This window comes from Erwinia papayae, assembly GCF_058241465.1.
Genome location: NZ_JBZCHT010000015.1, coordinates 47394 through 73598 on the forward strand (window position 1 = coordinate 47394; position 26205 = coordinate 73598).

The 26205-nt window shown below is 42.4% G+C and carries 31 protein-coding genes; 12 read left to right on the forward strand and 19 right to left on the reverse strand.

The features are described 5' to 3' along the window. Positions 1-22: 22 nt before the first annotated feature. From AC3RPL_RS26465 to AC3RPL_RS26535, 15 genes are all read right to left on the reverse strand, one after another. Positions 23-373 (reverse strand): hypothetical protein, encoded by a 351-nt coding sequence (locus AC3RPL_RS26465; protein ID WP_490742197.1) that lies wholly within the window; start codon positions 371-373, stop codon positions 23-25. Between the two features lies 1 nt (position 374). Continuing rightward, positions 375-1388, reverse strand: coding sequence for a P-type DNA transfer ATPase VirB11 (gene virB11, locus AC3RPL_RS26470; RefSeq protein ID WP_490742198.1), 1014 nt, complete (start codon positions 1386-1388; stop codon positions 375-377). After that, entirely contained in the window at positions 1388-1576 is a 189-nt protein-coding gene (locus tag AC3RPL_RS26475) for a hypothetical protein (protein WP_490742199.1), read from the reverse strand. Before AC3RPL_RS26475 ends, virB11 begins: the two co-directional genes overlap by 1 nt. A 2-nt stretch (positions 1577-1578) precedes the next feature. Then, a complete protein-coding gene (locus AC3RPL_RS26480; protein WP_490742200.1) occupies positions 1579-2814 on the reverse strand; it encodes a TraB/TrbI/VirB10 family type IV secretion system protein in 1236 nt (411 codons plus the stop codon). Beyond that, the gene (locus AC3RPL_RS26485; protein WP_490742210.1) at positions 2798-3598 is read right to left on the reverse strand and encodes a TrbG/VirB9 family P-type conjugative transfer protein; all 801 of its coding nucleotides are present in this window, start codon (positions 3596-3598) and stop codon (positions 2798-2800) included. The genes AC3RPL_RS26480 and AC3RPL_RS26485 overlap by 17 nt, the downstream gene beginning before the upstream one ends. Positions 3599-3600: 2 nt before the next feature. Beyond that, the gene (locus AC3RPL_RS26490) at positions 3601-4377 is read right to left on the reverse strand and encodes a VirB8 family type IV secretion system protein (RefSeq protein ID WP_490742201.1); all 777 of its coding nucleotides are present in this window, start codon (positions 4375-4377) and stop codon (positions 3601-3603) included. A gap of 181 nt (positions 4378-4558) precedes the next feature. Beyond that, positions 4559-5485 carry a TrbL/VirB6 family protein gene (locus AC3RPL_RS26495; RefSeq protein WP_289347201.1) on the reverse strand — a complete coding sequence of 309 codons (927 nt, stop codon included), beginning with the start codon at positions 5483-5485 and terminating at the stop codon, positions 4559-4561. A gap of 3 nt (positions 5486-5488) precedes the next feature. Next, on the reverse strand, positions 5489-5839 hold the full coding sequence (locus AC3RPL_RS26500) for a hypothetical protein (RefSeq protein WP_490742202.1): 351 nt from the start codon (positions 5837-5839) through the stop codon (positions 5489-5491). Between the two features lie 75 nt (positions 5840-5914). Further along, the gene (gene virB5 / locus AC3RPL_RS26505; RefSeq protein ID WP_289347198.1) at positions 5915-6577 is read right to left on the reverse strand and encodes a P-type DNA transfer protein VirB5; all 663 of its coding nucleotides are present in this window, start codon (positions 6575-6577) and stop codon (positions 5915-5917) included. Further along, on the reverse strand, positions 6567-8990 hold the full coding sequence (locus tag AC3RPL_RS26510) for a VirB4 family type IV secretion system protein (protein WP_490742203.1): 2424 nt from the start codon (positions 8988-8990) through the stop codon (positions 6567-6569). Before AC3RPL_RS26510 ends, virB5 begins: the two co-directional genes overlap by 11 nt. After that, positions 8917-9312, reverse strand: coding sequence for a hypothetical protein (locus tag AC3RPL_RS26515; RefSeq protein ID WP_289347194.1), 396 nt, complete (start codon positions 9310-9312; stop codon positions 8917-8919). Before AC3RPL_RS26515 ends, AC3RPL_RS26510 begins: the two co-directional genes overlap by 74 nt. Before the next feature lie 17 nt (positions 9313-9329). Next, complete coding sequence (locus AC3RPL_RS26520; protein ID WP_490742148.1) at positions 9330-9662, reverse strand: TrbC/VirB2 family protein; 333 nt, start codon at positions 9660-9662, stop codon at positions 9330-9332. After that, a complete protein-coding gene (locus AC3RPL_RS26525) occupies positions 9649-10305 on the reverse strand; it encodes a lytic transglycosylase domain-containing protein (RefSeq protein WP_490742149.1) in 657 nt (218 codons plus the stop codon). The genes AC3RPL_RS26520 and AC3RPL_RS26525 overlap by 14 nt, the downstream gene beginning before the upstream one ends. A gap of 5 nt (positions 10306-10310) precedes the next feature. After that, positions 10311-10511: a hypothetical protein gene (locus tag AC3RPL_RS26530; protein ID WP_490742150.1), complete on the reverse strand. Its 201-nt coding sequence runs from the start codon at positions 10509-10511 to the stop codon at positions 10311-10313. A 2-nt stretch (positions 10512-10513) separates the two neighbouring features. Then, positions 10514-11008: a transcription termination/antitermination NusG family protein gene (locus AC3RPL_RS26535; RefSeq protein WP_490742204.1), complete on the reverse strand. Its 495-nt coding sequence runs from the start codon at positions 11006-11008 to the stop codon at positions 10514-10516. 314 nt (positions 11009-11322) lie between these two features. On the opposite strand from AC3RPL_RS26535, the gene AC3RPL_RS26540 reads away from it, so the two are divergent. From AC3RPL_RS26540 to AC3RPL_RS26595, 12 genes are all read left to right on the forward strand, one after another. Next, complete coding sequence (locus AC3RPL_RS26540) at positions 11323-12105, forward strand: response regulator (RefSeq protein ID WP_490742152.1); 783 nt, start codon at positions 11323-11325, stop codon at positions 12103-12105. Positions 12106-12117: 12 nt separating this feature from the next. After that, complete coding sequence (locus AC3RPL_RS26545; RefSeq protein ID WP_289347231.1) at positions 12118-12573, forward strand: GNAT family N-acetyltransferase; 456 nt, start codon at positions 12118-12120, stop codon at positions 12571-12573. Further along, complete coding sequence (locus tag AC3RPL_RS26550) at positions 12560-13015, forward strand: putative pterin-binding protein (protein ID WP_490742153.1); 456 nt, start codon at positions 12560-12562, stop codon at positions 13013-13015. Before AC3RPL_RS26545 ends, AC3RPL_RS26550 begins: the two co-directional genes overlap by 14 nt. Position 13016: 1 nt before the next feature. After that, positions 13017-14285 (forward strand): sensor histidine kinase, encoded by a 1269-nt coding sequence (locus tag AC3RPL_RS26555; protein ID WP_490742154.1) that lies wholly within the window; start codon positions 13017-13019, stop codon positions 14283-14285. 241 nt (positions 14286-14526) lie between these two features. Then, positions 14527-15720 (forward strand): hypothetical protein, encoded by a 1194-nt coding sequence (locus AC3RPL_RS26560; RefSeq protein ID WP_490742155.1) that lies wholly within the window; start codon positions 14527-14529, stop codon positions 15718-15720. 125 nt (positions 15721-15845) lie between these two features. Further along, positions 15846-16475, forward strand: a complete 630-nt coding sequence (locus AC3RPL_RS26565; RefSeq protein WP_490742156.1) for a DUF2913 family protein — start codon at positions 15846-15848, stop codon at positions 16473-16475. Between the two features lie 252 nt (positions 16476-16727). Continuing rightward, the gene (locus tag AC3RPL_RS26570; protein WP_490742157.1) at positions 16728-17060 is read left to right on the forward strand and encodes a hypothetical protein; all 333 of its coding nucleotides are present in this window, start codon (positions 16728-16730) and stop codon (positions 17058-17060) included. Between the two features lie 752 nt (positions 17061-17812). Then, on the forward strand, positions 17813-18565 hold the full coding sequence (locus AC3RPL_RS26575) for a tyrosine-type recombinase/integrase (RefSeq protein WP_490742158.1): 753 nt from the start codon (positions 17813-17815) through the stop codon (positions 18563-18565). A gap of 127 nt (positions 18566-18692) precedes the next feature. After that, complete coding sequence (locus AC3RPL_RS26580) at positions 18693-19358, forward strand: division plane positioning ATPase MipZ (protein ID WP_476408766.1); 666 nt, start codon at positions 18693-18695, stop codon at positions 19356-19358. Positions 19359-19396: 38 nt separating this feature from the next. Next, on the forward strand, positions 19397-19717 hold the full coding sequence (locus tag AC3RPL_RS26585) for a hypothetical protein (protein WP_006122554.1): 321 nt from the start codon (positions 19397-19399) through the stop codon (positions 19715-19717). Positions 19718-19804: 87 nt separating this feature from the next. Next, on the forward strand, positions 19805-19966 hold the full coding sequence (locus AC3RPL_RS26590; RefSeq protein WP_490742159.1) for a hypothetical protein: 162 nt from the start codon (positions 19805-19807) through the stop codon (positions 19964-19966). Between the two features lie 226 nt (positions 19967-20192). Continuing rightward, positions 20193-20465 carry an arylsulfatase regulator gene (locus AC3RPL_RS26595; RefSeq protein ID WP_490742160.1) on the forward strand — a complete coding sequence of 91 codons (273 nt, stop codon included), beginning with the start codon at positions 20193-20195 and terminating at the stop codon, positions 20463-20465. Positions 20466-21389: 924 nt separating this feature from the next. Here the strand turns inward: AC3RPL_RS26595 and repA are convergent. The 4 genes from repA to AC3RPL_RS26615 all read right to left on the reverse strand — a co-directional run bounded on the left by repA (position 21390) and on the right by AC3RPL_RS26615 (position 26005). Further along, positions 21390-22274: a plasmid replication initiator RepA gene (repA, locus tag AC3RPL_RS26600; protein ID WP_490742161.1), complete on the reverse strand. Its 885-nt coding sequence runs from the start codon at positions 22272-22274 to the stop codon at positions 21390-21392. A 376-nt stretch (positions 22275-22650) separates the two neighbouring features. Beyond that, positions 22651-22860, reverse strand: coding sequence for a type II toxin-antitoxin system Phd/YefM family antitoxin (locus AC3RPL_RS26605; protein ID WP_490742162.1), 210 nt, complete (start codon positions 22858-22860; stop codon positions 22651-22653). A gap of 144 nt (positions 22861-23004) precedes the next feature. Continuing rightward, the gene (locus tag AC3RPL_RS26610; RefSeq protein ID WP_490742205.1) at positions 23005-25674 is read right to left on the reverse strand and encodes an LPD7 domain-containing protein; all 2670 of its coding nucleotides are present in this window, start codon (positions 25672-25674) and stop codon (positions 23005-23007) included. Beyond that, entirely contained in the window at positions 25664-26005 is a 342-nt protein-coding gene (locus AC3RPL_RS26615) for a plasmid mobilization protein (protein WP_137273499.1), read from the reverse strand. The genes AC3RPL_RS26610 and AC3RPL_RS26615 overlap by 11 nt, the downstream gene beginning before the upstream one ends. Positions 26006-26205 lie beyond the last annotated feature (200 nt).

A 26205-nucleotide genomic window follows, 5' to 3' on the forward strand; every position in this document is an offset into this window, starting at 1 on the left:
CTGTTCCTTTAGGGAAGTTGGATTAGTTGTAATCACCTTTATAATGAAATGGTTCAAGTTCTTTATTATTTGCGAATCGAGCATTGCCGTACAACGAGTTATTTTTTGGCATAAAGTGTAACCACAGCACTACCACAACGACCAGAACGGGAAGGAAAATTATCCATGCAGTAAGTACACTCCCCCATATTGCACTTGAAAATTCAGGATGCCGATAGGGTAAATGAACTCCATTATATAACGTCCACCATGTAACCTCAGAAAAGGAATAACCTGCAAGGTGCAGATATAGTGCGCCTCCTGCATAGTTTCCTATTACAATGCAGATGACGACAGCGACAATAAAGATGATTATCCAGAGTAATATTTTCATATTATACCCCTGATATGCCATTTAAAAGGCGATTTTTTATTTCTGGCTCATAATGTACTTCAAGTATTTCGGTATGATGCATATACAGAACAATATCAAAAGATGTTCTTACCCGTCGTTCGATGTAGTCATAGTCCAGCCCCATACCTACTGGAGACTGTTTTACCATGCCACAAACACGGCCATAGCCTGAAAGAGTATCATTTGCATGGGCGGTTGTTATGGTTCCGGGATGCCCGGTATTCAGTAACTCCATAAAATCCCATGCTTCATCACCTGTTAATTCGGCCAGGAAGATATGGTCTGGCTTCATACGCAGAGAACAAGAAACAAGTTCTTTAGGCGTCATTATATCGCCGTAAATCAAATGTACATGATTAGGATGAAGGGGAAGCTTTAATTCATTTACAGCCTCAATTGTCAGCATCCGACGATAAGAAGGGAAAATGTCTACTAATGACTTAGCAAACGTTGTTTTCCCGGAACCTGTTCCCCCAAAGATGATAATATTTAGTTTCTTTTCTATCGCCAGAATGAAAAATCGCTCCCAATCTTTTATCCGGTGATATTCTTTTAATTCGACCTGCCATGATTCCAGCTCATGCCCTCTGCCCACAACCGCTTGCGCGTTAGCAAAACGGCCACTATTGATATAGTCCCGCAAGGTGAAACGTTGCAAAGAAGGTTTACGGAATGTCATAGATATGCTTCCTTTTTCACAGGCAGGAGGCATTACTATTAATCCGCGCTCATTATCAGGGAGTTCAACTGTTTTTATAGGTGACTTTGCTGTCAGGCTCTGATTATTATATGCAGCAAGGGCGTTAGCCAGCTTCTGACACATACTTAAGTCAAGACCTGCTCTTTCTTCACAAAACCACCCTTTATCACTTTCCAGCCATATCTCGCCGGGCCTGTTGATTGCTACATCCCTAATACCGGGACGGTTCAGGCACTCATATACTCCACTTTGTTTAAGGAAGTCTCTGGCAAGGGCTGCATTGTCAAAAGACATTAATGAACCTCCATTTCATCATCGGAGAAGAAGTAATCATCCATTGATATAATATTTTTTGTTATAACCTCATTATTTAACATCGAATCACAATCTATCGATAACCTACCACATCCTGAGTTATTCAATGAATCCAGAACATCAGTAAGTTCTTCAATTGAAATATCCCTTGTCTGGAATTGCGCCATTTTTAGTTCCTTACCTTGCGAGTCTTGAATACAGAAGAGAAATCAACATCCTGTGCAACGATTACGTTAATAACCGTTCCCGGTAATACATAACCTGTCGGAGGAATATTTATACTATTCTCAAGAGCTTTAGATGCCATATTTTCAGCATTGCTTTCGCTGTTATCGAAAGAATAAGTGGAGTTGTTTTTCTTGGTTGCATTGGCTGCACTGGCAAATGCATCCTGAATGAATGACAACATGACAGCCCCACCAAAGCGTTCGCCATAATGATTGTCAACATAAGCCTCTGTACCACTTTCTCCCATTGCACCAGTACCAAGCGCGTTGAGGTTTGCCCGAACCCCAGCAGTCGTCTCCAGATCCGTCCAGGTAGTGAATACACTACTTTGTCCCGGCCGCATTTCAACTTTCTGCTCACCATCCAGCTCTGCGCCAGCCTCAGCAAGAATCACGCTACCATCCGAAGAGTACAAAGGCTGAGTCAGGATGCACTTCACAAAGCCCGGATGATTGGTTTTTACCGCGTTATACAATGCACACCGCACGTTAGCTTTACGTTTAAGCAGGAATTTGCGATCCGGCGAAGGATAAGCTGCTGTTGGCGCATAACTGGTGCCCTTTAAGTCAGACAGACTGCCTCTGGAGTTATCTTTAGGTGCCCCCAACAATGCGCTATTGTCAACGTCTGGTGTGACCGGTTCTGCATTAGCATAAGCTTTGATTCGCTGTTCATCCGGGTCAGTTCCCGCACTGGCCGTTGAAGATGAACCGCCCCCTCCACTACCGCTATCCTGAACCAATACTCCCCCGGTCAGCTTACGCAAATACGCCTGGTTTGGCTGCGCGTCTTCCGGGGTTACATTTCCAGATGGCGACGGCGGTTTCCTTTGTTGCCCCTGTTCTTCCTGCTCCCTCTTTTTCCGTTCTTCTTCCTGTCGTTGTTTGATTATGAGGTCTCTTTTCTTCTGAATATCATCATCCGTGATCGGTTTTGCAGCCAAAGCAGCATCAGGTTTCACTTTTGATTCATCAATTTCTTCATGTTGATTAGCATTCATAGCGCTGTAAGCGGAATAAAAAATAATGCCAATAGTCAGAATAATGAAAAGAACACCACCACCAATTACAAGAATTATTTTAGCTCTGGGTTTCTTATCTTTCTTGACACCAAGTAGATTGAAATCCCCTCTCGGCACATTTACAGGCGAATCATCGGCATTATTCTTTTCGGACATTTTTAGTCTCCCTTATCTCTCCCGTAGTTGTGCCGTTATAATTATAAAACCCGGTATTATTCACACTTGTTCTGATTGCCAGCACAAGTTTATTCAATCGTAATTTAAACATCGAACTTACGCTATGAATAACAAGAATGTCATTAACATTATGGAAATTGACTAATGTTTCAGTTCCATCAGGCAAAACTTCGTAAACAACCGGGCGGGGGGCATTTGTTGGAAATCTCATGCAGGTGAACGTTCCGTTGTCCCAGACTTCCGATGGCGAGATAATCAGATCACCTTTCTTCTCATAGCGTCTGTTTTCTCTCCCTGAACATGGATTCTGATTTAAATCCCGCCCAACAAATGGGCTATCTCCTACTTTAGTCGGTTTAGGGTAATTAAATCGTAGTAAATACGTGGATTGTGCAACGTCTTTAACTAACTTTAATTCGAAAACATAAGTCCGCCTGTTTGTATTAACGATAAAGTTTGTATCAGGCTCCTGATCCGTTTTGGCTTTTATCGCTACCATATCCCCAGATTTGTTTGGGCCAATATCCCAGGCATTAGGATCACCTGTTACCATAATGCCATCATCTTTCCAGATTGTTTCTCCAGCCTCTAGCTTGATAGAAGAGGCTCTTCCGATTACTGAATTTATCCTAAAAACATTATCCGGGGAGTAGGTAGCTGTCTGAATACGCTTATCAAGTTGTGTTCCTTTGCCAACCGTTTCTGCATGAACCACAGAAGCAAGAGAGGCGAGGATACAGAACGCCAGCAAGTTCTTTCTCATGGTCAATATCCCACCTCCTGACTCAACTGATATGATTTGACTGCAAACCCTCGCGGATTCATCCACTCATCCTTTTTAGATTTTGGTGGTTTACTGTAGTCAAAACTTATCGTTGCCAACCATGTAGTTGAAGGAATACTGCTATCTGGCTGACCGATATTATCAGTTACAGTCTTATTGAATCGTATTTGTATGGTTGAGAGCTTTCCATCATCACTGGTTACGGGATCGCTGACATTGCGAATAGTTACTCGCAGCTGTTGCTTGTCAGCCAGTTTCTCAAGGTATCCCTTTTTGGAAAGTTGGAAATTTTTATATTCAGTGAAAATATTAGGATATGAACTCATTTCAATAAATTTAGACCGAAAGTCCTGATTTGAAATGTCATAACTTTCCCTATTGAGAATGTACGTTACAGACCAGTATGCATCATCTGATTTAAAAACACTTTGCTCTGCTCCGGGGCGTACTATATCCGTAAATCCGGAATTGTTATCCACACGAATGACATACGGCACTACCGTTTTTAGCGGCGTAAGTAAAAGCACAGCGCCGATAGACATAAACGCAAGCGTACCAAAAAACATACTTAGCCTTTTGGCATTTTTGACTTTTTTCTTTTCTTCTTCTGCTACGTGTTTTTCAAACCATTGTGCGGCCTGTGCATAAGATCTAGCTGCCTCAGAAATATTTCGGCCCACTTCCGAGGTGGTATTATTCCTTCCTTTTTCTACATCGTAGTTTTCTTTAATAAGTTCTTTTTTTCTTTCACCAAACATATTACTCTCCAGAAGAATTATTCGCATCGAACTTATTAACTTTTATCCAGTCGTCAACATGCCTGTTATCCTTAACTGGCGAACCACAGCCTGATAAGAAAAACAAACAAATAAACGACCACAAATATAATTTCATGGTCATAATTAAGTTCACTATTGAAGTTAATCGGTACAGGAAGGGTCAAGCTGGTTTAATGCGGTTCCTGAAAGCTCCAGCCATTCGCGTAGCAGCCCCCAAACCAGTTGGCTTAAGGAGTAATTTTTTCAAACCATGAACACCACTAGGCGAACCACCCATTACTGATGCTGCATAATTTGGAATTTCTGTTGCAATTACCGTAAAAGTACCGAAATAAAAAAGAACAGCAAAAGCTCCTTTAAAAGACCCACTCATCACTCCATTAGGATCTGATGTCATCACATATGAATTCAAAAATGATATTTCTAGCGTTATAGCAACACCAAATATTATTTGCGTCAACATAAACCCTCCGAGCAGAGATACCCACCCCCAGAAATATTGACGTGTCTGATCGAACAATCCAAATGCAATAAATAATGGTCCAACAACAAGAAATAATGAGGTGGCAAGTTTCAATGTCATTAAAGTTGCTACACAAACACCCAAAAAAGGAACACCTCCTAGCAAAAAGCAGATTAAAACCAAAATACTACCTACAGTTTCTTTCAGATGGGATATCGGAGAAATATCCATGTTTTGAAGAAAATCCCATAGACCATTAACAAAGGAGTTAATCAGTGCATCTACTTGATTATTCCCTACTGGTGTATTAGAAAGTTGTTGCATTGTCCATATTGGCATATCGTTAACAAAGGGAACAACAATATGCATATACGAATCGACGTGAAAAGCACTAAATATTATGAAAGATGACTTAATCGCATGAAATATTTCCTCCTGAATAAAACCATTGAATCCTTTAAAATACCAAGACAATGCATTGAGTGTTTTATCAATCACAAAAAAAGCCCCGAAAAGGGAACCGACACCAATCATTAGTAATGAGGTGCCGGTTGATATTGTTCCTGATAATGCGCTATCGACTGCTTGGTATAGAGTTTCCGCAATACGTAACTCTATCGCCATATTTTACTCCGGTTGTTTCACATATATAAAATTTTCAGCTATCAACTTCCCAGATTTAATATACATCGAAGCAAGGCCATTAGCGTACATTAAAGTTGTTTCATTTTTAACCTCCCAATCATTGTTATTCACAATCACATCGTCACTTAGTAATGTTTTATTACGGCTCTCCACATGACACGTATTTTCGCTGCATTCAATATTTAGAGAGCTACTCATGTTTTTATGTATGGCTTTACCATCTGCACGGCTTATCGCTTTCCAGTGTCCAACAAATGCGTCATTTTTATCCTTGCATCCAGAAATGACAAAGGTACAAGCTAACGCCATACAGATAATCCATTTTTTATTCATTTTCGAACACCTTTTATAAAATAAGTTACACCCTATTATATCTCGTGATGTTCATATTTTTAAGCATTGATTAGATTACGAGTTTCCTTCTAACCTTCTCCACAAAGCCTGAGCACGTTTCTCATCTTCAATCTTCTCTTTTTGATCCATCAATAGCTTCATGTTCTGAAGCTGAATCTGCTGATTCTGTAGCTCCAACTGTTCCTGCTGTAGCCTGAGAGCCAGTTCTTCACGCTGCTGTGGTGTCTGCACCGTGTTCAGCTTCTGCCTGAGCTGTTCAGCGTTCTTGATACGCTGTGACGCCGCATTATAAGTATCTTCAAACGCCCCGGCCTGTGAAAGCAGGTGGTCAAATGCTTGCTGTACTTTAGGGTCACTGGACGTTAGCCCATAGCGGCTTCGCAGATCGGCCAAATTTTTTGTATCGGTGTAAATATTGTTCCAGTCACTGAGCGGCAAGACCTGATTTAGTAGCGGATCATTAAGGAAATTACCTAGCTGGTCATTTCCCGTTACTATGCTTTTATAGTGGTCATACTGGCTCTTAGCCTGCTGTATCGCCTCCTTCGCTTTGTTCAGCTGAGACAGTGCTTCATCTGCCTGTTGCTTGGCGTTAGCGGCCAGCTGTGCAATGTTTGCCACATCAATCGTCGGAATACCGGACGCTACAGAGACTGCTGGTAAACATCCAGCCCCTATCATAATAGCCAGCATTACTGGTCTTATTTTACTTTTCATCTATGATTCCTTTTTTCATTAAGCTGATTCGCTGCATTTCATCAAGAAAAGCTGAAACCCAGATTTTCGGATCATCTGTACCCAGCTTTTCCCTGATACTAGCTGCTACTCTGTTATTACCATCTTTACCAATCGTCGTTGATAAAAGTGGAAGCCAGTATTTCAACTCATCTGGCATATCAAATGATAACACCGTAGATTGCTGACCTTGCTTTATAAGAAACTCATGCGACAAAGGATTTAAATCAAATATAATATCGAACTCTTTACCTTCAATATTAAACTTCTTATATGCTTCTGCTTTCGCCTGATCGTTAGCTAACCATATCTGAGTAACAACTTGCTGTATCACTGACGCCCCATGTTTACAATTGCTGAGATCGTCAGGCTCCTGCGTATCCATCATAAGAATCTCGCCCCTTGTACGACCAGCTTTTAAAATCTCCTTAATGGCGTCAGCGGTACTGTCGAAAGAAAGCGGAATCCAGCACTCAGCGATTACATCTAACAACATATTTGCTGGCTGGGATTCAAGCATGAGTTTTTTCAGAAAGAACATATTACTCAGAAAAACTTCCATCATCTGCGGGTTTTTCTGGAAAAATGTCTTCTCCATAATATCGGTACAGTCGAAAGCCAGTCTGCGATACTGCTTAGGATCAAATAAATTTACAGGTGCATCACATACCCATGCATAACGCCCCGTTGAACCATCGGGGCATACACGACACCATTTCTTTAGTCGAACATGGAGACAATTTTCATCTTCTGTTTCTGCTATATTCTGCAACAAAAGAGACATTCCCCTGTTTTCAACAACTGAATGCGCCAGTACAGCCTCAATAGAATGTTTTATTTGGTTCTCTTCAGCATCAGAGCAAACGCCAGCCATCGTATGAACCATATCGAAAAGCTGGTTTCGCAATTCTGGTGAGTCTTCAAGCTGAAACAAATTAATGCCAGTTGAAACACCAGGTTTTATCACAAAGTATTGTGTAGATAATGCTCTGAGCAGATTTTCAAATGAATGATTGTAGTCAAGACAAAAAATAAGTGGATTCCAGCGACTGGCAAATACCAGCAATTCTGCTTCAAGCGTTGTTTTACCAGAACCAGTTTTCCCTACCGTTGATATATGTCCCGGTAAACGCTCACCAGTATTATTCTTCCCGACAGGGCTGTTATGCGCATTGAAGAAATAGAGTGAATCATTTGCTGAACGAAATGGCATCCACGCCTTACCATCACCAGGTGGATTACCATCTGCTTTCCCGGCTGGCGATGCATGGAGTGAAAAACCACAGGCAAGGTTCTCAGTCGATTTCGGCACCGGATACAGCGCAATCGTGCAACCAGGGAACAGAGAATAGTACGTATCTTCGTTCGTTACCGTCGAGCGGATAAAGCGCGTGTCTTTTGCTGTGAATATGGAGTCCATCATCGCGCCATTATCAATAGCTTTTTGTGGCGTGTCCCCATAGACCATAAGCGCGGCGTGGTAACGGCCAAAGAGCTTATCCCCCTGGGTGATATCCTGAACGGCATCATCGAGCGCTTTCGTCTGCTTCGTTTCCCCCTCTGCTGAAGTCAGGTCCACGGCCTGTTTTGTAAAGCTGGCCTTTGACTTGTTGCGATCTTCAAACATAAAGGTCTGCACCAGTGAAAAATCAAACTGTTCTTCCAGTGCCTCATCCCACATGCCGGGAACGGTTTTTGACGGATAATCCCGGAGATCATAGGTTGTGGCATATCTTACTCCGCCTGAATTTGGCCTGTTCTCCACATAATCATAAGGCGCAAAGTTTGTCACACTGTCAATTACTGCATCGCTGAGCCGGGTATCAGAAAGTAAAATATCCTGTTCCTTGCCATTAATAAGCAGGGATACATAGCGCCCTACCTGAGAGAAGACAGAACCGGCTGCATCCTCCTCGACCCCAAGAATGGAAGGTTCAAATGCACTCAGCATTTTTTCAACCATAATCAGGATTTCATTCATCCGGCTAATACCTTCATCCAGATCCCGGTATTTCAGGATAAAAGCCATCGCATAGCCTATCTGCCTGTATTTTCCCTTACGGTAAGGTGCAGTAAGGGTATCGACAAAATCCTGTAATACAGGCAGTTCGATATGATAGTCAGCGTCCAGTGAAATTGATGATTTGGTTGTCCATGTCTGAATCATGAGATTCTTCCCTTCTTTTTTACCAAGTGAGAGAAGAAATCTGTTTTCATTTTTAAAAAGTTTATTTAATTCAGGCTTTTCTTTTGTTGCATAAGAAACGCCTTTAAATCTCACGATACTAATTAAACGTTGACCGGAAACAGTCACCATATTTTCATGGACGTGATAATTCATCCACGGAACTCTTGTTTCCGGTGAGATACCTTTTTTGCGCAATCCGCCTGCCATAGAATTGATTCCATCGTGGGTTATACGGTGTAATTAATAAAGAACGACCGAATATCATATTCCTTATATACCGCCTTAACATAAAGCGAAAACGTGTAAGGAAGCGGCTGTCAGACTCACAAACAATTCTGACAACCACAAATAAGATCATAGGGACAATTATTGCGATTAAGCCGTACCAGCCAAAAAGCACACAACCGATACCTGTCAGCACTATGCCAAAAACCAGTATCCCAAGAATAACAAACTGAGGAACCCCCTGATATGATGCCGTTCGCCCCATCGCATTATAACTGTCAAATACATATTCATCTTCTTCCATAGAGTATTTCCTCTGAATCAGGATGAAGTTCCGAACACCTGCCACAAAGCAGTGAAGAACACAACAGCTCCCCCAATCCAGATTGCCATACTTAAATCAGTGATATAATCCCAGAACGTTTTGTCGTGATTTCCTGACATGCGAGAAATAGCCAGCCGTATACCAGACACAATCACACAGCAAAGAACAATAGTACCTGCAAGAGCGTAAAGGCCGATTTGAATATTTTTAGCATATTGATTTAGCGTATCCAACCAGCCTGTGTCACCTGCCGCCAGTGCATACGGTGAACATGCCAGCATTAGTAATGCCAGCGCATAATGCCTTTTTAAGTTGTTAGCCTTTAACATTTGTGTCTTCCTCTTCATTTTTATCAGCGATAGTTGGTTTACTTTGCTTTTGTTTAAAATATCGTGGATATTGCTGTAAAACGTCCCATTCATCGTATACAGGTCTTTCATGCGGTTCATATCGTGAAGCGGGTTCGCTCACAGCTGAATCATCAAGCGCCGGGACTTTAACCGCTGCCGAATTTGCCGCAACGATTCTTTCAACATAACTTGTTCCGTTATTTTCCTTTTTAAATCCTCTGGTATAATTCCCGCTGTAATAACACGAGAATGATTTCTTTAATGCATGTTGTTCTGACTCACTGTTTTTTAGTGCGCGGGAATAACAATCTTTAAGTATGTTCGACCCCATTTTTAAATTCGTACAGGGTGAAAAAACTGATTCAACATCTTTGATATCGAAATATTGCCGATTGATCTGTGCAAGACCAATACTGAAGTTAGCATTTTCTTTAGCAAGTTGTTTAACAGCTATCAAAGCTTCTTCTTTCGTTTGTGGCTGTCGATTGAGTGGTTTACCTACGACACCAATAGCCCAGGGATTAAAACCTGACTCTGTTTTAACTATACGACTGAGTGTATCGGGAGCAATATCCGGGGCGCACTGTATCGCCAGCGCAAGAAACGTCGCTGTAGATATCATAAGTTTTATCCATTATTAAGAATGTCGTCTTTTGCCTGCTCTCCGTGGTTTTCAATTAAATAACGGACAAATGCAGACGCAGCCATAACCTTACCCTCCTTATATCCAATCTCGGTTACGATCTCTTCCAGTTTTTGCCGTGGCCCCGGAGAGACATAAATATTATTGGAATATTTTTTTTGCTGCCTGTTAGAGTTGCTTGCCATTTTTACTCCGTCGTTAATCGTTTTTGTTTTGAAATCATAGAAAACATAAGTTCAATACGCTCAGAGGCTTCTTTGGCGTTAAAGATCTTCTCTATTTTTTTCAGAACGTCTGTGGGGATATTCAACCGATCATCGGTAAGGTGTTCAGTACCCAGGCTTACCGTTGGAAGGTTATGGTGTATCAGTTTCATTGCATTAACCTCTTCCTGTTGTATGGTTGCAATCTGGTTTCCAAAGCGCACAAAATCCATCGCGCCAGGCATTCTCTTTATTGCAGTGGTATGGATCTGAGCCGGATTAAATCTGACGAGGATATATCCGGGAAATGCGGGATAATTAATCAGTCGGTAACTGTTTTTCTTGTCTCTGCGACGGCGTCGCTCAAGAATGAGGGGACAACACGTTTTGATACCAGCTTCTGATAAATTCTGAAGCGTAGTCCTCCATGTATTCTCCCGGCAACGTAAAAGATACCAGGCATCAGACCATTGCTGCATGATGGCCTCCTTTTGATAAAATCAATTAAAAACAATAGCTAGCGCACTGCATTGGCCCCAACACAATGCATATTTACTATATTTAACAATGACTATGTTACGGATTCATTATTACACAACGAGTGTTTTTGTGAAGTGCTTTTGAGTGTTTTATTGAGATCTATTTGATGTTTTTTGCATTTTCTTTTAAATATCAATAAGATAAAGAAAAAAATTAGCTCTCTTTTTCTTTGTAATTGGTGTATGTTTGCCGTAATCGTCGCATAGATGCTCACTTGGCACTCATTAACTTTACAATTAGCTATTAAAAGACTATGGAAAAACAGATTTCAATCGCACAACACATTCATAAGCTAATGATTCAAAAAGGCATTGACAGAAGAAAACATGCATCGACAATGGCAGAAATTCTTGGCATAAAATATAATAGCGCCAAACAAAAGTTAGACGAGAAAAGGGGAATAACTTTCAATGAAGCAAAAGAAGTGTTTCGATATTTTAATGAGCAATTTATCGGAGGAAGAGATTATAACTGTGTGTTTATATTTAAAGACGATCACAAGCGTTGCAATATTGAAACTGAAGACAAACCATCTGAAATAATAGAAAAAAATGAAAAGTATGCCATTAAACAAAATGGTATTTTTATTATTAATGCGAACAAAGAACATAGTACTGATGAATCATTATATAAAGTAAAAAAAATAGAATTTTTACCATCACCTAAGTTAGCCATTTTAGATAATGAAAATGATATTTTGGAATTAATACAATCTATCACGACCAGATACGGAATAGATACCTACACATTCAAAACCAAAGAGGATATAATTAATTCCATCAAATCTAAAGAGTACGACTGTTATATTTTAGATTGGTTGCTTGATTTCGGTGAAACCTCAGAAGAAGTAATAAAAACGATAAGAGGTAAAAATGATAAAAACATCCCTATATTAGTTCTGACAGGTCAGATAAATCAATATGAAACAATAATAGGAGAAACGATAGTTAAGTATGGAGTGGAGTTGATTGAAAAACCAGCAAGATCTATTATAATAACTTCTATTTTATTAAGTAATTTATTCTTCCAAGATTAAAGGTTATTGATGATGATTAAAAAAATCACATATGAAAAACTCAAGAAAGAGCATCTCCCCTTCTTTTATGAAATAAGGTTCTCAGTTTATGAAAATATTGTTCACACACATCAGATAAGATATTTATTAAGAGAACAGGCGCTGGAAGACATATCTCAAGGTGGAGGATGGATTTGTAAAGTTGACGGAGTTTATGCGGGCATGGGCTTTGGTATATTTATACCGGAACCTATCATTGGCGGGCTGTTCATAAAACCAGAATACCAATCAATTGGTATTGGGACAGAATTGCTTCACCGAGTAACAGAATGGTTTTATCAGCAAGGTGTAAAAGAAATTATGTTGACTACAGATGAGGGGTCTAAAGCTGAATTTTTTTATCGAAAAAGAGGCTGGGTTACAGTCGGTAATGATGAAACAGGATTACAAAAAAAATTAACAAAAAGGTTGACTTGTGAAAATTTATAAAACCCTAATTCTATTGCTCATAAGTTTTAATTCACTGGCCACCGAAGACTTCTTTTATCTTAAAATTAGCAACGGAGAAAAAATAAAAATCACAACAAATGATTTAGAGAAAATGCCTTTAAATGATATTACCACATCAACTAACTTTACTGAAAGAAGCACTTTTAGTGGAGTAAGGCTTAGTTATTTAATAAAAAAACATCATATTAGTAGTGCTAGTATAAGAGTTTTCGCTTGGGATGATTATTCTTATACCATACCTGTTGATGAGATATCAAAGTATAAGGTTATTATAGCTTTCAAAAAAAACGGAAATTATATACCTATATCTGATCTTGGCCCTTATGCAATAATATATCCGAGAGATGATAACCCTGAGCTTATAAATTTAGATGTCAATGCAAGAACTGTCTGGCAGATAAAAGAAATACTGGCAAAATAAAATGAAAAAACTAGCAACTCTGTTTTTTAGCCTGATAATTATTTTCATTATAGCTGTTAGTATGACATTGAAAAGCTTCAATGAAATAAAAGAAAGATATAAAGATATAGAACCCAATCTAGATAATTACTCTGCTGCTGAGGTGCTATTTATCTCATTCGAAAGAATGAAGAATTCTTTATTTTATGATGTAGAATCTGGGAACCGAAGCTTTATTATTAAGAAAAAAATATTCGATTCTAAAATTAAAATTTTAGAAAGCAAATCCAATCATAGCAACTCTTTTTTCTATGACGCAGATTTCTTAAATAAAATATCTATTTTAAAAAATCAAAGTTTGCACCTAGATACTTTATATGCAGAGATGCCAATCAAAAAAATAACCAATAATGATCTTCTTAATTTTTTAGATAAAATGGAACCAAACCTTATAGACTTGCAGGAAATTATATATAGAATACAGATTTATAACTTTAACGAAACAAAAACAATAATTCAGGACAATACAAGTCAGACAGAAATACTAGCTATCATCTGCTTGACTCTATTTTTTATCATCATTACAATTTTATTAGGTTCTTTTATAAATTTAAAGAGAGTCGTTAAAGAAAAAAATATATTTATATCAAGTATTTACCATGAACTATCCACATCTATCCAAGCAATTATTATGGCATCAGATATAATTTCACATGATAATGAAAAATGCAATAAGACAATGATAAGTAAAATAACTAGTCACGCTAATAAACTGGTGATTAAAACCAAAGATATACTAGAGTATTCAAAATTTGAAATGGGAAATGTAAGCGTGCGAGAAACATCATTTTCCATCGACGAAATAGTATATGAAGCACTATCTAGCGCAAACAACATCAATAATAAAAATAAACTTATAATTCATAAATCAACATTTAAAAAGAAGTTAATTTCAGACAAACAAAAAATATCAAGCGTGATTGTTAATCTTTTAGATAATGCAAATAAGAACACTTTAAATGGCACAATAGTTATATCAATAAAGATACTAAACAAAAAACTTTTTATTGTTGTTAAAGACAATGGCTGCGGTTTTAATATCAATAAACTCAATTACTTATACAAACCCTTCAACCAAGGTGCGGAAAAGGATACTAAACAAGGCCTGGGACTTGGACTGACCATAATAAAAAGCCATGTATATGTTTTAAAGGGTAAAATAAGAGCCAAGTCTCAAATAAACGTAGGTACAACATTTATCATTATGATACCCATTAAGTTTGTATCTTAATGAAGATGCAGGTCTTGATAGTACTTAAAAAAAACGTCTTTGAACTTCAGATATGTTACTCCACTCCAGCCAGAGCACCAGATCCGGACCAGAAAGTAAAAAACCCGATTACCAGTCGGTTTTTTTTACGTCTCAACTTCAACATCAATCCCTTCTCCCGCTCTTCTTTCTTTTCGGTATAGCCCAGGCAATATGTTAAAATATCAACACTTAAAGGAAGGTTACAGAGAGCAAATCTATAATGGATGATGTTATAAAATTTATCAGTAAGTGGCTGGGCTGGGGTCTTGCAACATTCGCTGCTGCAGTAGTCTCTTTGTTTTTGTTCTGGGCTTCTTTTCTCGCCCTTTTTGGTACATTACACGACGACAACAATAATGAAGAAGAATTCCACAACCGTTACTCCGGCACAACACATGTAAGTTCTGCGTATGACGGGCAATATCTCACCCACCGTTTGATAAAAATGGACCTGGATTACGGCATAACCACGCAAGAAACCATGCGTAACGCCCTGAGCAACGTCAGTCAGTACCTGAAAAGCGTCAACGCTACATGTTCCTGGCAAAATACAGATGAAGGAACTGCGGCTTATGTAGCCTGCGCTAACGAACGTCTTCATGACAATTTCTATTACACGCCAAGCGTGGAAGTATCCAATAACTATGCCATTCATCGTTCTGACTGCGACACCAACACCTATCTGATGATCGATGCAATGAGAATGAAAGGTATGGAAGGTTATATTGTTTACGCCCCCGGCCATGCATTTCTGGCATGGAAGGACAGCTTCGGTAATTATAACTATCAGGAAACCACATCATACAATAATAAAGGGAAACCAGCCGATTTAAGTATTGACTGGTATACTAAAACAATAGATAAAAGCTACTATACGCCTGTTAATGCTCAAATGGCAGAGCAGATATATAACGCCCTTATCTATGATAAATCAAAAGGTCGTGTAAACATCGACACCCTGTACAGTAAAAATAAAGAAAACGCATTTATCGCTGACTGGTATTTTTATGCCAGAGACAAGCAACATAAAACAACAAAGTCAGATGCACAACTTATGCTGTCGTTACTTCACACGGACTTTACATCAACTGATAAAAAAATGGCTGTACTTCATTACCTGATGAGTAATAATCAGAAGGATAAAGCATTAGTTATGCTGGATAATATTCCTGCTGAAAAATGCGGCAGGGAGTGTTTTGCAGCCGGAGCGGAGCTGGGACAGTTAAGATTCGTTATTTTCAAGAAACCTTTTTTCATTTATGACGACTATCTCAGTAACCATGCATTAAGTGGAAAAGTTAAGTCATTTCGTAACGGAATTATCCTTTTTATAATGGCGCTATTACTGGCAGCTGGCACATTGATTGTTTCAGCACTGAACTTTAAAAAAATCAAATCCACTGGAAAGGTGTAATTCCTGCAACAAGGCCCGGTTGCCGACCCTGCGAAAAATCGGTTCTGCGCCCGCGCCTGTTGCCATCCTCGCTGAATTCCACGTTAATCTTTCCCTGATCAATCCAGTACTGTAATGGAGCTTTTTTGACTGCTTTACTCACCAAACGCCCCGATAGCGAACTTGCGCACCTGGCCTGGTGCATCCTTGTTGCCGTCAGTCTTGCACGACGGGAGGGCAAAGCGCGTTCTTCACTGGCAACGCATATGTTCATCATGCAGTGGCTGTCCACGGCCCAGAAACGCAAGCTGTTCCCGAAAACACTGGCACAGGACATAATCTGGCTACAGAACGAAGGTAAGCGATACGGCCCGGATGCGCGGCTGTACAGCAAGATAGAATACGTCTGGCTGGCAAGTTCAGGCAGACTTGCCAGTCAGAGTACACTTTTCCGATTTACCTGCATGATAGACACCCTCCGCACGATGGGATGGCAGGATCATCTTTTGTCTGATGATGAATGGGACATCGACTGGAGTACGGGAACTGAAATCTCAGCAATTTACACCCAAAAATCCCGTCTCCACTCCTCTTTCTCAGAGAAAGGGGAGCTGATAACGCCAATGGAAATCCGCCTTACCGGGGATATCAGCGGTCTGCCACCCCTGCTGGAACAATGCTGTCTCAGGACGGACACGTTACCATCTACCCCCGGATATTCTTCCCTTCATCTGCTGCCGGATGTGCCGAATACCACTTCAGAACACAAAATTTAAAACGCTGAAAAGTGCATTATTTGCACTTTTTTTGTATGATATGGAGTAGGCATTAAAGTTAAGGTCGCTGGCATATGACAGGATTCGAACTGCGTATCTGGAGACGTGGGTACAACTGGACACAGGAGCGGGCAGCAGAAGAATTAGGTGTATGCCTGCGTACGTACAAAACGTATGAGAAGACCGCGCCGCCTAAAACAGTTATCCTGGCTACCCGTGGTCTGGACGCATTATTGGTTAAGGAAATCAGCGATGTATAAAACAGTTAAAAAAAATCTCCTCCCCCTGCTGGTTATAGTTGCCAGTACAACTGCTTCAGCAACGGGAATACCGCTAATCAATGCAGGTGAACCCATTAAAGTATCTGAAACCAGTGGCTTTCTTTGTGGATCTGATGGTAATGGCTATATTCTTAATAACGGTAAGTTGCAGCCGCTTGTTTATTCAGATGTGGCCGTATGCCATGATGATAATCTCTGGTATAACGGGCGCTCATTAAGTTTTATGGACATTGTAAGTTTAGACGCCAAAGAATTTTTAGCCGCCAGAGAAAAATATGGGGTAAATAATGATGGATTTAAATGATAAAGAATTAAGTCTGGTGCTTGTGACGGGATGGATATGTGTATTATCGTGTATCCTGTTGGGTATAGTGATGCTTGCAGAAAACATACTCCCCAATATATTCCGGTAATTGAGAAGGAATACGTAGCGACATTCTTAATTATCTTGCTGATTTTATGATGTATGCTTTTCCTGGGTCAGTTATCCTTTTCGCCGTTGCCAGTTTTTTGCTACTGGTGAAGAAAGCCGTTTACAGATGGTGCTGACGGAAGCCGAATCCAGGCGATTTTCTTTTGCCGTTCACCCGGATTCGGTTTTACGGGTGGTTTACCGAACTGCGCCCCCTGCCCTCGTCCGTTCAGATTTTCTGACCAACTTTTATTTTCGGCTTGTTTTACTAAGTGGCTGTTTTTACTTATTTCACTTCCTCACGGAAAGTCGCTTCAGGACGCTGGCCAGCTGCTGCCGGTGACGCGACCGCAAGCGGATTCATTCAGCTTCACTGAAGAAGATTTTCCCTTGCAGCCGTCGCCGCTGCGTCACGCGCCAGTGCTACAATGGCGCGGCCCGGACCGGACAGGGAGCCGATTAATCAGGGGGGGTTGTTCCCGCCCTGCCCTTGTCCGGGTAATCTGCTTTTATCCCGAAAATGGAAGTTTCCCCGAATACCCGATCATCTTTAAGCCGGGTTTTTCTCCGCGACTCTCCCGGCCCCCTCCCCTATCATTACGTTACTGTTTTCACGTAATGCCAGAGCGCGGAGATTTAAAAAATTGAGCAGTCACCCTACCGCAATTTCGCAGATTTCACACAGCACTGTCTGCCGCATCGCCACGCCCCGGATTGATTTTGAGCTGGCGCTCGCCGTTCGCCAGCTGGCGAGCCGACAGGCCGGGAAACCGAAATACCTGCTGGAGCCGGAAATTACCGTCCTGCTGGCACAGGGATTTACCGATCTGCGTAAGCGGATGTTCTTTGATCTGCTGTGGAATACCGGCGCGAGGCTGAGTGAGGCGCTGGCCCTCACCCCGGAGGATGTTCACACCGGGGAGCGCTGGCCGTCGCGCCCGTTCGTGTCGCTCATGACGCTCAAGCAGCAGGGCAAGCCGGGGCGACCACCAAAGGACACGCTGCGCGACGTACCTCTGTTTGACGAGGGATTCACGCTGCGGCTGCGCGATCACCTGGACACGTTCTGTAGGTTCAGGACAAAACGCATATGGCCTGTAACAGACGACACGATCCGTAACTGGCTCCGTGACGCTGTAACGCGCTGTGAGCGTGAGGGTGTGCGGTTCTCAATCCCCGTCACTCCGCATACCTTCCGGCACAGCTTCTCCATGCATCTGCTCTGGTGCGGTATTGAGGCACTGACGCTGAAGAAACTGCTGGGACACCGGGATTTCAAGAGCACACAAATCTATCTTGACGTACTGGCTCTGGAAGCAGAGGTAGCCGGACGCTACGCCGTGCGGTTCGGCATGGATCGGGAGGAAGCGGCGGCGCTGCTGAACACAAAAAAATAATCGTGTGTAACGTTATACACTATTTACAACTATGAGAATAATGAGCTATAACTGTACCAGACGGGGTGCGAAAGAATTCGCACAGATGATAACGGTGTATAATGTTATACATTATTAGTGAGGCACTATGATTATTCTCGTTGGCAGTCATAAAGGCGGAGTGGGTAAATCCACCATCTATATTCATATCCTGATGTGTCTGATCCTGAAGAGCGGTAAACGTGTTGCTGCGCTTGAGTGCGACGACCAGCACAGCGTGAAAGACTGGCTGGACGAGCGCCGCTCACAGGGAACCGTTCCGGATGTGGACTACTATGAGTGCTATCACGATATCCCGGCAATGGCGCGTAAGCTGGACAAAAAATATGACTTCGTGCTGCTTGATGCTCCGGGACGCCGTTCACCAGAGTTCAGCAAATGCCTGGCCGTGGCCGATTTGTTTATCTCGCTCCTTGACCCCTCCTCCCAGATTGAGATCAATACGCTGGGCCTGGTTGTCGCCGATGTTCGCCAGTACCAGGCATCGGTAAACAAAACGCTGAAAGCCGTGCTGGTCATGAACCGCTGCGATACTCACCCGGCAGATGAAGACGCCTCCAATTTCAGGCGGGACATCGAGGCCGATCAGGAGAACTGGCTTCCGGTAGCCCGGCAGCGGCTCTACCTGCGCAAGCCGTACAAACGGGCCTACAACGAGGGATTATCGGTACATGAATATAATGACCGTCGCGGGAATCTGGCGCGGGGTGAGATTGAGCTGCTGCTTCGTGAGCTGGAACTGTTAGCCGCATAATTAAATAGTGTATATCGTTATACACTATAAGGGGAGTTATGAGTAAACGTACCACAAAACTGAAAATCAGCCCGGCACTGCAAAATATCGACGAGAATAAAACGCTGCGGGAGCTGGTCAGCGAAACCAGCCATCGTCCGGCATCGGGCAGTGTGATCACAAGGGTGAATTTTCCGCTACTGGAAGAGGACATAGCCAGGCTTGACCAGTACAGCGAAGAAAATCACGCCATGCGTATCAGCGTTGTCCGGGCGGGGCTTAAGGCACTGGATATGATGGGGGAGGAACAGCGGGCAGATCTGATCCGTGAAGCAGAGTTTAACCGGCCAAGAACCGGGCGAAAGCCTGTAAAAAAATAACGATGTATAACGTTGCACATCATAAAGAGGAAAACTGACACGCCATCTAAAACAATGTGTAACGTTATACACTAAACAGGAAGCTGTATGTCGTCAAATAAAAAAGAAATGATGAAAATACTGTTACTGGCTCTGGCGGTAGGCTGGGTTGTCCTGATGGTTGATAAAATGGCTCAAGGTGAACCATTTTGCGATATGCCGCAACAAGGCTCATTCCTTGCGTTGATTTGCCACTCCAGTCAGGGGTAAGTTTGGAGATCGAAAATTTTTGTACGTTAGTCTGGCAAATACCTTTCAGCAATAAAGTTGTATAACGTTATACACCAATATAGATAAATCATAATTCTCGGACCATCAATTCAAATATTATTTTAGTGTATAACGTTATACATCAAATGCACAGGCCGCTTTCGCGGCTTTTATTTTATCTCAGCCAGGGTAGACTTTATCCGGTAAAATTTCTGGAGATCCAAGAGTGATTACGTTAAGCGCAGAACAACGTCAGCTGGCTAAGTTAATCCATGACTATGCCAATAGCTTTCCTGTATCAGTTATCGGTGACGAACAGCTGTTACACGGGTGCTACGATTATATGGATGCTTTCAAACAAGTAATGGACAGCTCATCCAAGATCCAGATGGACTACATCTGTCAGCAGTACAGTGGATTTTTACGTTTTGCCCGGATAATGGAACTGATAGCCCAGGGGATCGCTGACGGTATAGTTAAAGTTCCGAAAGACCATTGACAGATTAGGTTCTGCGCCGGAACCGCCGACATTTCCGAAACTCACGATTTTATCAACCGACACTTTTTGCTGTCAGAATTAAACTGGCCATCCCATCCGGACTGGAAGAAACGACAGCAAAATCAGGTTGCCGGCCGCAGCTGAAGCTCAAAAAATGCTGGCATCTTTGTTTTTCATGCGCGTAGCGCATAGAAGGCGGCACACCGAACCTGAAATAAGGTACAGGATGCAAACCGCCGGGCCTTGCTTCCCTGAACGGGGATAATGCACCCACTACCACCGTATCTGACCAGAGCCACGGCAGCACGTCCACGCACGCTGCTGTGTGGTCACTGCCCCAACCCCCTCCCTGCAAAGCCATAACGGGCTTAGAGCGATGTTTACCGCTGAGTTAAGGCCGAAGCCCCGGTGAGCGGTCAGAATGGCGCTTTGCGACGTTCTGAGCGTGATTTCCGGGGTCTTAACGGCTGTGACCAGCGGGAGCAGACGTTTAGAGGCTTAATTGCACATTTCGGGTCTGTTTTTGCCCGCTTTAGCGGGTGCTAACTTTGAGCGTAGCGATTTCCGAACCGACGCGAGCGCAGCTCGCTGTAAGGGCGGGCATTATAAGCTGTCCACAGGACAGCCGCCGAATAAGTTATTTACTTTAAAAGAAATAGGGATCTTAAAGGATTTTTAAAAGACTAGTGGCAGTTTGTAGACACTTCGGATAGCACTGACTGAAGATCGCCTCTTGCAGTTAAATGTGTATAACGATAAATCGACATCAAAGGCAGAGATATTTTGACCATTTCAGCGACAACCAGCGCTAAAAATTGCTGAGGTGACTGGAGTATGGGCGAAGGGGTGAGCGTTATTTAAGCAGTTAGAGGGTAGGGGCGAGCCAATACCTCCGAAACAAATCGGAGTACAAAAACAAGGGAGCTAGCTGGGCGATAGCCGGGAAGTATACCGTCGCGATTTGACCATGCGCATCCTGACGCGCTCGGCAATCAGCTCCTTGATGCTGGAGAATGTGAGACTCATGTGTTTGCCCTGACGGATTTCGCGGTTAACCTGAGCGCGAACGGATTGTTCTACTTCCTTCCGTGAGCGCTCGGCGTCACGTAAGGCGCGGGTGCGTTCTTCACCCTCGGCCTTACGTTTCAGGCGGTTCTCTTTAAAGCGGGAGTGGAACTTTCTCCAGCCCTGGCTAATCAGATCTCCGATATCGAGGCGAGAGTGGCCGCGCCGTTCGCGCTGCTTGTTCTTCCACTCGGCACGGCCATTGCGGGCAGCAGCTACCGCTTCAGGGGATACGTCCAGCGCCTCAAAAAAAGCTCCGGTAAACGTGATGTCAGTCGGCATGTAACAGCCGATCTCCGGATCAAACGTTTTTTCGGAGTAAGTGACCAGACCGAAATCTTCGGCCAGCGAGCGCAGCGCACGGGTAGCACGGGTAATAGAGAGTCCACTTTTCTTTGTTTCCGTCGCAAGACCGCACTCCATCGCAATTGTCGTTAACGATGCATTAACACGGTTTATAAGCGGATCGTAGTGGTAGCAGATACCCTGTAGCAACGCCTCGATAGCCCGTAGTCGTAGAACTGGCGGCATACGGAAGCGCTTACCCTGCGAACGGGCAAATGCTACATGGAGAGTAAAGTCGTAACGTCTGGTGAAACCCTCAGCCTTAGCCATGAGCTTCTTGTTAAACGGTAGTGTCGCTTTCTCCTCATTGCTGCCTTTTCTCTTCGGCGCAACGAACTTAGGGAAAGGATTTTTGACTTGTCGGTACGCTGTAAGCGCTAGTGTTTTCGCACTATTCACACCCGTCCGCACTTATGCCGGTGCAAAGGGGTTGTATGTGATTATACATTTGCTATAATCCTTCACAGGCACGCCGCCTGCTTTTGGCCCCCTGATTATCTTCGTCCCGGCAAGTTCGAGAGATATTCGGGGGGTTTTTGCATTCAGGGGTTAGGCATTTGCCTGTTCCCCCATCCCTAGACGCTATTACCGGGAACGTCCCACCCGTAAGAATTCGTAAACCAGCGTAATCTAGCACGATCCATCAAGCGGATCAATTCAGCTGTGATAAGGCTGTACTTCTAACTACTTGTTTTAACGCTATTAGTCTCACTTTTAATGAGGTTCATGATCGTTAAACATAATGAAAGGATCAACCAAAGATCCTTTTCTTCAATCAGTTACTAACTGCTTTAAGCTTACTTTTTGCGTCTTCAAGCTCTTGCAGCAACTCGCCATATTCCTTTGCTGGGATGCAGTAAAATGCTGGTTCGTTGTAGCTCATAATCGCCAGAGGCTCTCCATTCCCTGAGTTTACGCACTCTATCGGGTTTTTTCTGAACTCCGAGACACTGACTACTCTGCGGCTAAGGATGATTTGAGGCATATTTACACTCCTCCGCGATACGTCTCATTGTCACAGAATAGAACATGAGTATGGCCGCAATCAAGTACAAACTTGAGAACAACGATCAAACTCACAAAAAAGGCCAGGCAACGACCCGGCCTAAAATCAATGTATTATCGCGGTTTAAGAGGATAGATCCGGATCGTTAACAACCCTGTTTTGACGGGCAACATCACTCAATTTCGGGTTCTTTGGTTGCGGTCCATCAAGACGGGTAGCCTCCCAGACGTTCTTAACAGCTTCACGAGTGGAAAACTTGCCCTGCTCATCCCGGACCCTGACCTGAACAGGTTTTGACTCTTTCAGATCCAGAGCGATTTCCTGACCTCTCCGGAATCCCTTGAGGGCATCTTTCAGGCCAACCCCCCACTGTGTCGATTCCTGGCCTTCTTTATCTTTTAGAACAATATAGTAACTGTCGCTGTTACCTTCCTTATGAAGGTATGGCGCGGCTCCGTGCTTAACAATTTTACCTTCAAGATGATTAACCGAACGGTATAACGGCTCATCATCAATATTCCCTGAACCAGCTTGCGCGGACTGCTCTTCTTCCTTAGCAACCGCGATATTTTCCCGGCTGACAGTGCGTTCAGCACCACCAATGGTAAATGCAGTGTCACTGCTGCGGGATTGCTGTTCTCTCGCTTTCAGCAGCTCTGCGCGACGAAGTTCAAGGGCTTCATTCATTCTTTTATCAGTAAAATGGATATCCAGCCCTTTTTCAGCGACAACGTTTACAACCATGTCTTTAAACTTCTGCGAACCTTTGATATTGAGAGTGCTGCCGAACCGTCCTTGAGCCAGCTCCAGCGCTACGGCCACACTGTCACTGCTCAGGCCATTTTTCCGCATTGTAATCAGCTTGCCTGTATCGACAAACAATGTTTTATCACTGGTTTTGTCGAGATAATGAACATGACCTTTGCGGGTTCGCTTTGTATATAAGTTGCTGGCGTCGAGCTGCTTTTCAACAGCTTTCCTCGACTCTTCCGCAACTTTCGAGTAGTTAACAGGATTACGCAGTTTATCGATCACTCGCGCAAAACGGCCTTTTGTATCCTGTTTTTCTTCCAGCTCCGGACCGCTGATAGTAAACCCAGCGGGTTTATTACCATCATTCCTGAGCATATCCCGTATTTCTTTACTCCCCATGTTATATTCCTCATTTTTATTCAAGACGGCATCTTTCCTTTTCAGTCGCTCAAAATGCATGACTGAAATCAGTTGGTTTTTCTCTTCATAGCTGAATCGTTTATCGCCAAGTACCTCCCTTCGGATGTCATAGAAGTCACGATCTATTGTTTTGAGTAGCTTGCTGACGTTTTGGCTAACTGGTTGCTCACTTATGCGGCGGATAAGCCAGGCCGACAGGGAAGATGTATTTACGTTTGCATTAATAGATTTCTGAAAGGGAACAACCGCTTGCTTGCCAGTAATAGAACCTGCCGGGAAAAGGGCATCGCCTCTCCGTTTAATGTCAATCAACGTAGGGATACGGTTCTTCAGACGTGGAATTACAGGGTAGGGCGTCTGTAACTTCCGGATTATTCTTCTTCCTCCTCTTCTGTCTGATAGAGTGCGTCGCAATCCAGAATTTCCGTGGGTTTGCTGGTCTGCCATGTGTAAACGTGCATCACCCGACAATACGCCTTTATTTCTTTTCCCTCTCCATGCACCTGCCACATCGCCATTGGACAGGTCTTGCAAGCTATGGGTAAATGAGGAAGTACTTCCTCTTTCAGCTTGAGCAAAACCTCGCTGACTATTTCCCTTCCATTCACCTCGTATGCCATTAGAACCTCTATTTTCTTCGTAAAATTTATTTACACAGCCATTTAACAAGTCTGATTTAGTTTTATCATCGGATTCATAGTATTTATGCCTGAACCTTTCCGAAGATATTTTATCAATATATTTAATTTCAGCAGACCGTCGCTCCCATTCAGAAAATCGCCTATTGATAATATTTTGTTCAAGCGGGGGCAGGGCAGTCTTTCTGTTTACAATAAACTCATCACTGAAAATCGTTTCTTTCAGATTGGTAAATTTCTTATCACCATCGAGTTTAACCGCAATATATTCATTTTCCTTGCCAGCATTTCTTATTCTCGCTTCACCATATTCAGCGACCAAATCATAAAATGATTGACGTGTCCTTATCCCTTTATCGTGAATCTGCTGAAGTATTTTAAATTTAAATTCTTTATTCTTAGCTCGGAATTCATCCCCTTTATAACGAGATAACATGTCCGCATATCCTGTAGGTGTCAAACGCATGTTTTCTCGCGGGGATTCCAGAATATATTTTTGGTTTATGAACTCCTGAAAAGCCTCAAGGTATTTTTCATTTTGCTTATAACTTCCTACAGGATTCATTTCATTACCGGAAAGTAAATTCTTTCTGGGTATAACAATATGAATATGTGGTTTTCTATCAACCGATTCACCAGTCTTACGGTCTTTCATTGTTTTAATTTTTGGAATGTGTGCTTCAGCATAGAAGTTATATTCTTCAGATGTATACGACTTCATCAGGAATGATTTAAATTCCCGTGTGATTTCGGATAATTTCCCCTCATCAATCTGTTCTTCCTTAAAAGACAGAGTAAAGGTCAGATAACGATCTTGTCCTTTATCTGGAATGCTTTTATAAATCATTTCGGTTAGATCGAGATTACCATCAAGAATGATACGTTCATCAAGTTCATCGCGTGTAAACTCTCGACCAGACTTTTGACCTTCCTCCAGATATTCTTTTACTCCGGAATTATACCCTTTACATCTAATCAGCATCTTCCACCGCCTTTTTCATAAGCGCTTCGATATTGAGGAGGGCATTCAAAAACAAAGTATACTTCCTGTCAGATATAGTACCATTTTTATGAGCAACATTAACCTTTAACGCAAGTTGATTTATATTATTGCTGGACTTATTAAAGAGGTATAATAATTGGCGGGTATCTTTTACCTCAATGTTTATTGAGCCTTGTTTATCCAATACCAGCTTTCTGAAAAATGCTGAACGGCTGAGTTGGGATTCTTTTATTTGCTTTTCAAATGGCGAAAACTCGTCAGGAGTAATACGCAACGAAACAACAATTTCTTTCTTCTGTTTAGCAGCCATAGTGACCTACCTGAACTGGTGACGATGTTCCCGCCATGCGGGGTTTCAAAGGGGTATCCCCTTTGGCACGCGACTGTATGCAAAGGCCGCCAGGCATTTGTATACAGTCGGTAACGTGCCTCTGTTGTAGAACTGAGGTTTCACTGAATTGCACAGAGTTGCATTAAATTTCACAAAAACCGTTGACAGTTGCACTGCAT